Origin of the sequence: Novosphingobium sp. (genome assembly GCF_031424035.1) — a bacterium.
Lineage (GTDB): Bacteria > Pseudomonadota > Alphaproteobacteria > Sphingomonadales > Sphingomonadaceae > Novosphingobium.
In genome coordinates this window covers 44870-51436 of record NZ_JANPGP010000016.1, presented here as the reverse complement: position 1 = coordinate 51436, position 6567 = coordinate 44870, and the positions used below count along the sequence as shown (strand labels likewise).

The 6567-nt window shown below is 61.9% G+C and carries 4 protein-coding genes; 1 reads left to right on the top strand and 3 read right to left on the bottom strand.

All coding sequences use genetic code 11. From position 1 onward, the window contains the following. Positions 1-2329: conjugal transfer protein TraG N-terminal domain-containing protein (locus RMO89_RS02145; protein ID WP_310530939.1), on the top strand; the 2329-nt coding region annotated here is incomplete at its 5' end. A gap of 14 nt (positions 2330-2343) precedes the next feature. Here RMO89_RS02145 and RMO89_RS02140 read toward each other — a convergent pair. From RMO89_RS02140 to RMO89_RS02130, 3 genes are all read right to left on the bottom strand, one after another. Beyond that, complete coding sequence (locus RMO89_RS02140) at positions 2344-2574, bottom strand: hypothetical protein (RefSeq protein WP_310530938.1); 231 nt, start codon at positions 2572-2574, stop codon at positions 2344-2346. 233 nt (positions 2575-2807) lie between these two features. Continuing rightward, positions 2808-5438 carry an AAA family ATPase gene (locus RMO89_RS02135; protein WP_310530937.1) on the bottom strand — a complete coding sequence of 877 codons (2631 nt, stop codon included), beginning with the start codon at positions 5436-5438 and terminating at the stop codon, positions 2808-2810. After that, complete coding sequence (locus RMO89_RS02130) at positions 5435-6562, bottom strand: DNA repair exonuclease (protein ID WP_310530936.1); 1128 nt, start codon at positions 6560-6562, stop codon at positions 5435-5437. Before RMO89_RS02130 ends, RMO89_RS02135 begins: the two co-directional genes overlap by 4 nt. Between the last annotated feature and the right edge of the window lie 5 nt (positions 6563-6567).

Genomic DNA, 6567 nt, shown 5'->3' with positions numbered 1-6567 from the left:
CCCAGGCGATCTCAATTACTCGAAGAACGGAATGATCTACGGCGCGCGGCTCTATGATGCGACCCGGAGCTTGCGCATTTCCGACCCCGAATTTGCCTCGAATCTTGACGAGCATTTCCGGCAATGCGTGTTCTACGACGTACTTCTGGGCCGCGTGTCGATGCAGACGCTAGCGGGCAGCACCGATGTCTGGGCCACCATCGCGCCCGGCAGCCCGGCGCGCGCGCAGCGGTTCCTGACCCGCGATGCCACCGGCAAAGTCACTGCGACAATCATGACCTGCCGCGAGGCCTATACGGCGCTGAACAATCAGTGGGCTGGCCTCATCACTGCCATGACCACGGCGTTTGGCCGGCAGCTCTATCCGAACCAGACCGCAGCGCTCGCCAAGGCCAAGCTGCTCGCGGACCTGCCCGTCGCCTTTCAGTACCTGTCCGGCGTCTCGGCCATCGCCTCGCAGATCTTCAAGCAAACGCTGACGATTAATGCCATGGCGCAGGCCATGCACGGGTTCGCGGGTAACAGCGGGGCCTCAAGCATCGATGTCTATGCCCAGACCCGCGCCGACATCCAGACCGAGCGCACCTACGGCTCGATCGCCAGCAACGCGATGAAGTGGGTGCCGCTCCTCAATGTCGTGCTGACGGTCCTGTTCTACGCCCTCTTCCCGGTGCTGTTTCCGCTGTTCCTGCTGCCCAAGACCGGCCCGCTGGCACTCAAGGGTTATGTCACCGGGTTCTTCTACCTCGCTGCCTGGGGACCGCTGTTCGTGATCCTGCACATGATGCTGATGTTCAAGGGCGCGGCCGACATGACTGCGGTTGCTGGCGCCAACGGCCTCAGCCTCGCCAGCTTCACCGGCATGGCCGACGTCAACAGCGATATCGGCCTGCTCGCTGGCTACCTCATCGCCTCTGTGCCGTTCCTGGCGGGCGGCGTCGCCAAAGGCGCGATGGCGATCTCGCACCATGCGACCAGCTACCTCAACCCCAGCCAGAATGCCGCCGAGGAGGCCGCCCGCGAGGCCAGTACGGGCAATGTGGCGCTGGGCAACACGAGCCTAGAGAATTCAAGCGTAATGACCCGGCAGTTCGCGCAAGGCACGATTGCGCCGAGCTTCACCTATGGTGCGGCGCAGACCCGCACGCTCAGCGAAACGGGCACAACCACAACGAGCTTTCCCGAAGCCAGCTACGATCAGCTCCCGAATTCGAGCTATCCGTTTACGCCGACGCTTGGTCAGGAGTTCACTTCGCGCCTGTCCACCATGGCCTCGCAGGCCCGCTCGAACAGCGAGACCTATGCAAACGTCGCCACGGAATCGACCGCAAGCGCCGTCTCTCAGTTCCGCGAACTGCGGAATCAGTTCAGCCGCGGTAGTGCGTTCGAGAGCGCAACTGGCACATCCAACTCCGACAGCATCCAGACAGCCTTCAGCGAGGTCGATCAGGCTTCCACCAACTTGCAGCGCCAATTCGGGCTGTCACGCCGCGCCGCCGACGACATTACAACCGCGTGGTTCCTCGGCGGTGAGGCCGGCGCAAGCGCAGGAGTTACAAACGGCGTCCTCTCCGCAAACGTCGGTGCCAAAGGCGGCGGCACCCGAACCTGGACCGATAGCGACATCGGCATCGCATCGGAGGACCGCTCGCGTATTTTCGGTAGCCTTGCCCAGATGTCGGACAGCCGAAACTGGTCGAGCACACGCGACGGGTTTGTTCGTTCGGTCAGCACCTCTTCCAGTTCTGAGGTATCAACCACAGCCAACGGCATGAACGCGTCGCTGACCGAATCGCAAAGCTACAGCCGCGAGGCTCGACGCGCCGAGGAGCTTGCCAACAGACTGGAGAGCCAGGCTGCGTTCTTCGAGGGCAACAGTGCTGCCGGAAGCCTGAACCTATCTCAGGCCTACCGCGAATGGGGCATCGCCGAGATTGAGCACAATCGCGACTTCTATGGTAACGTAAGGTTCGACGATGTCGCATTCCAGCTCAGCCCCGAAGGACAATCGCTTCAGGCCAAGTTTATCGAGAGCTACGCAGACCAGCTTCGCGATGGGATTGAGGAGCGTCTCGTACTAATTCCGGGACAACCGGTGTCGCGCCCTGGCATTTCCGATGCGGGCTCTGTTCGTGGGCGGCCCTCAGTCGGTGGTAAAGTCTCCTCAACTGTCCCGCAGGTCGATACTCAGGGCATTCGTGACGAAGTTCATCGCGCGCAAGGTGCCGGAAGGCAGCGGATCGGGGGATCAAGAGGGCGCCTCGATGCGGTCACCAAGGGGGCGCAAGGAGCAAGCTCCGAAGCTGCCGACGATGTGAAGGAATGGTGATCTGCAGAAGCAGATCACCAAAGGCCGAGCGACGTGCCAGCCAAGAAGGCGAAAACACCGACAATCACGACGATGCCCAAAACGGTGAGTTTCCGCCCCCAGGGGTCCGCCCACGACTTCTTGATCCGGTACTCCATCAGGCGGTTCTCGCGGATCGCCTGATCGATTTCGGAAAAACCCTCCCACCTCTGGGAACGGTGCTGCTCTGCCGGCTCAAAATCGAAGTTTGTCATGATGGCGTTCATCTCGCTTCTCCTCGGAACATAGCAGATACATCGGCGAGGAAAATTGAAATTTTCGAATCGCAGGCCACAAGGTCATACGCGTCCTCTCCTTCAATAGAACCTACGCGAAACAATGGCGGTAATGTCGGACGATCGGGAATGACGGGTATTGGCGGCGCATCTGATGAATCGGTCGTTCGTTCCGGCCGATTGTGCGCATCGAAGGATGCCCTTCTTGATTGTCGCCTATAACTTCAAGCGATCACGATACGGTTGGCGTCTACGTGACGGAACGCCTTAGAGCGACAAGTGAGCAAGATTACCTGCATGCGCTTCGAGGCCTCCTGCAGAATGTCGGTCATCGTCTCTAGGCGGGCGTCGTCGGAATAGACAAGTGGATCGTCCAGAATCAGCGAAATCGGGGCGCCGTCCTCGAGTAAGAGGTCCGCAAAAGCCAAGCGAGTGAGGATAGCCAGTTGCTCCTGTGTCCCCCGGCTAAGGTCTCCGCAAGATTCGTCGATGCCTCCTCGGATGACTGATGTTAGCCCCAGCTCGTCATCGAAAGACAGTTCGCACCCCGGCAGTAACTGCTGGATGTAACGGCCTGCGCGCTGTGTAACGGGAGCAAGGAACGTCCGCGACGCTGCATTGGCAGCCTCGGTGAGCGTGTCGCGAAGCAGCGCCAACATGTCGGCCTCTGCTCGAATCCGACTGCACGCCGCACTAGCCGCATGCTCCTCCTCGCGCGTCTCGGCGACGCGGCCCGCCGGGCCGGTCGTCCCTTCGCGGACGACGTTGGCCTCAAGTGACGCGATCCTCGCGGTCAAGTCGAGCCGCTCGTTGCCGGCGCGGCTTGCCGCGCGGTCCATGTTCTCGAGCCGCCGACGAATCGCGACCAGATCGAACGCCTTGGCACCCTCACGTGCCTTTTCAAGGGACTCGAATTTAGACGCACGGTCGCGCTGAACATCACCGAGCGCCTCTTCCAGTTTGGTGAGGTCGCCATCCTGAAGGACGTTTGTTAGAGCATCGGCGGCGGTCTCCACCTCTCGCGATGCTCCGACGAACTCTGCCATGGCCGTCGCGAGGGCTTTCTCCAACGTGGAGAGGGCGTTGCGGCTCTCCTCGTGCACGCCAATGGCCGCCGCTTCGGCGAGTTTGGCTTCCGAGAGCGCTTTTTCGAGGGCGTGAAGGTCGTCGGCAGGTGCCGCGACCTCGGTCACGGCCTCGCTTAACGCAGCGACGAAGGTGCGGAGTGCGTCGACACCCGCAGTGAGCCCGATGATGGGGTCAGCGGGGCACGCAGCTGAAATCTGGACGCGGAGTGTCTTCAGCTCCCGCTCGGCAGCACCCGCTCGCTCGTTCTGGGCGATGCCTGCAGTATGCGATTCTAGTCCGAGCGAACGAAGCTTTGCCCTATGTTGGTCGTTAGCTGCGGCGAGGTCGGCCCCGATTGACCTACCAGTTCCCTGCGGCGGGTGCACGGTAAGGCGACCAACGCCGCCGATTTCGAACTGCGTGGTCGTCAGGACATCGACACTTGCGGAGGCACTGGCCTTACCGTCAATGCGCAACTCCACGTCGCCCGCCAATTCGAGATCGACCTTAACAGTGCCAGCCTCGAAGCGGGCCCGTGCCTCGATCGCGGTACGCTCGAGCTGTGCAAGTTCGGCGAGCTCATCGGTGTCGATAGATGCGCCCGCCTCCTCTGCCAAGGCCCGTTCACGAACTTCCATGTCGGACAGAGCGTTGCGGCGGTCAATGGCACGGCGTTCACCTGCTGCCTGCGAAAAGGCTTTCGCCTTTTCTCGCGCCGTGTTCAGAGCGGATTCGTGTTTCTCGCGCTCGGCATGGGCGGTCTTGACCTCCCTGCGCCGGGTCTTTTCCTCTTCGCCTGCGGCATTTGCAGCAGACTTCGCCTCATCGCGCACGGCCTGCTTTGTTTCCAGCTCGCTAGCCGCCAACTTTGCGCGCCTATCGACCCCATCAAGCCTCTCCATCCGCGTCGCTGCCGTCTTGGCAACCTCCTCGGCCCGGCCATATTCGGCCTCGGCGGCGGTCAATCGCAGCGCTACCGTTTCGGCGGTCTTTTGATCTTCGACGAGCTTCTGCCGTTCGTCGACTGTTTCAGGGTCAGCGATGTCGCGCTCGACGATCTTCAGTCGCGCCTTTGCAGTTTCGAGGTCGTTAAGCGCCTGTTCGTAATCGCGAAAGGTGCTCTCCGCGTGTTTCCGTGCTTCACTAGCATCTGCCACTCTCTTTTCAGCAGTGGTGAGATCGCCACGCGATTTCCCAGTCGCCGGCGTGCGGAGCGCGGAGTAGGCAGTCTCAATTTTAGCACGGATTGCGTCGAAACGGCGTCCGCCGGTGACAGCCCCAACCTCAGCCTCGATCACGCCACGTACTGAGTCCCGAACGATACGGTTCGGGCTCTCAACCGCGAGCGCGCTTGCCTGTTCAACCCACAGCATTCCGAGGGGACCACGGTTTTCTGGATCGCTGCCGCGGTTATTACCTCGCTCGAAGCCTAGGAGTTCCTGAAGCGCCTCCTCCGCGGCATCACTTTCTCGTCGCCCGCCGTTGCCCGTGAGTCTGACGAAGTGCGCCTTCATGAACTGCTTCTCGAGCGTCCAAGACTGCCCATTCAGCTCGAATTGAATTGCAACGCGTGGCGCGACGTCGTCTCCTATCGGAACGTAGGAGCGCACGAGCTCGGTCTTGGCCGAATGGCGGATAAAGAACGCCGCGCGGAGCGCTTCCAAAAGCGTAGACTTCCCTGTCTCGTTGGGCTCAACAACGATGTTGAAACCGGCAGTGAAGCCGTCGATGCGGAGCGGATCTCGGAACTTGCGGAAATTCGCGAGCTCAAGGGACTTGAGGATCATCGCGCAGCCTCCGCGTCGAACCGCATCGCCTCAACGTACAGGCGCTCAAGGGCAGCGGCGGCGAAGTGGGATTCCGGCCCTCCAGCCTCCGCTCGGGTCTGCAGGGATACGGTGGCTGCTGAAAGTGCGCCCTGAACGTCGATCTGGGCGACGTCGTCGGACGTCGGTAGTGCGCTCAGCGCGACCGCGTCAACGTCGAGGTGCCGGAGTTCGTGTGCGAGTCGGTCGCCGATCGCGCTCGTCATCGCTATCCGGTCCGAGAGGCTCACAACTCCGATCATCTCGAGCGCAAGCAGAACGTCGGAGAGACGCACCTCGTCGCGCAGCGCACTCATTTCCCGTTCAAGATCCCCGATGCTGTTGACGTCCCATCGGCGGGAGAGCCACCGATATCTACCGGTCTCCAAACGGACGATGGCGGGCAACTCTCCTGAGCGCAGCTGTACAGAAATACAGGCCCCGGGCTCGTCGCGGCCAAAGCGGTCAATCTCGGGGGTGCCGCTGTAGGCGGTTCGGTCACCGACCGTTAGGAAACCGTGCCAATCCCCTAGAGCGAGATAGTCGAGCCCCGCCTTCTGCGCCCGGTCCGGCGGGATTAGGTTGGAGCTTTCCCCCACCGCGCCAAACTCCGTGATAGAGCCGTGAGCGAGACCGATGCGCAGCACGCCTGGTGGTGTGGTCATGTCCATCATCGCTGCCGTCGGATCGAAAGCTGACTTTCGGTGTTCGAGCGGTGCGGGCAGTAGCCAGATCCCCTCTTCCATTTCGACGGCCTCCGGCGTGTCCACCACCCGGACCGACGCTGGGGCGTGCTGCCGGACCCGGGTCCAAAGGCCTCCGGCCCTCGCGTGATCGTGGTTGCCGGGCATCAGCCACCAGGTGACCGGCGCGCGCTCCATCCGAGTAAGTGCTTGCATCACGATGCGGTCGCCCGGGTCGACGTTATCGAACACGTCGCCCGCCACCACAACGTGTGCAGCCCCCTGCAAGACCGCTACACTTCCGAGACGATCAATGGCGTCGAAGCGCGCTTCGGCGAGGGCGCTGCGAACATCGCTCGAAAAGCGCACGAACGGCTTTCCGAGTTGCCAGTCGGCGGAGTGGATGATGTTTAGCGTGGGCACGAATT

Bases quoted from the DNA above. Each gene is read 5' to 3' on its own strand.
- RMO89_RS02140 (WP_310530938.1), bottom strand. From the start codon at position 2,574: ATGAACGCCATCATGACAAACTTCGATTTTGAGCCGGCAGAGCAGCAC.
- RMO89_RS02135 (WP_310530937.1), bottom strand. From the start codon at position 5,438: ATGATCCTCAAGTCCCTTGAGCTCGCGAATTTCCGCAAGTTCCGAGAT.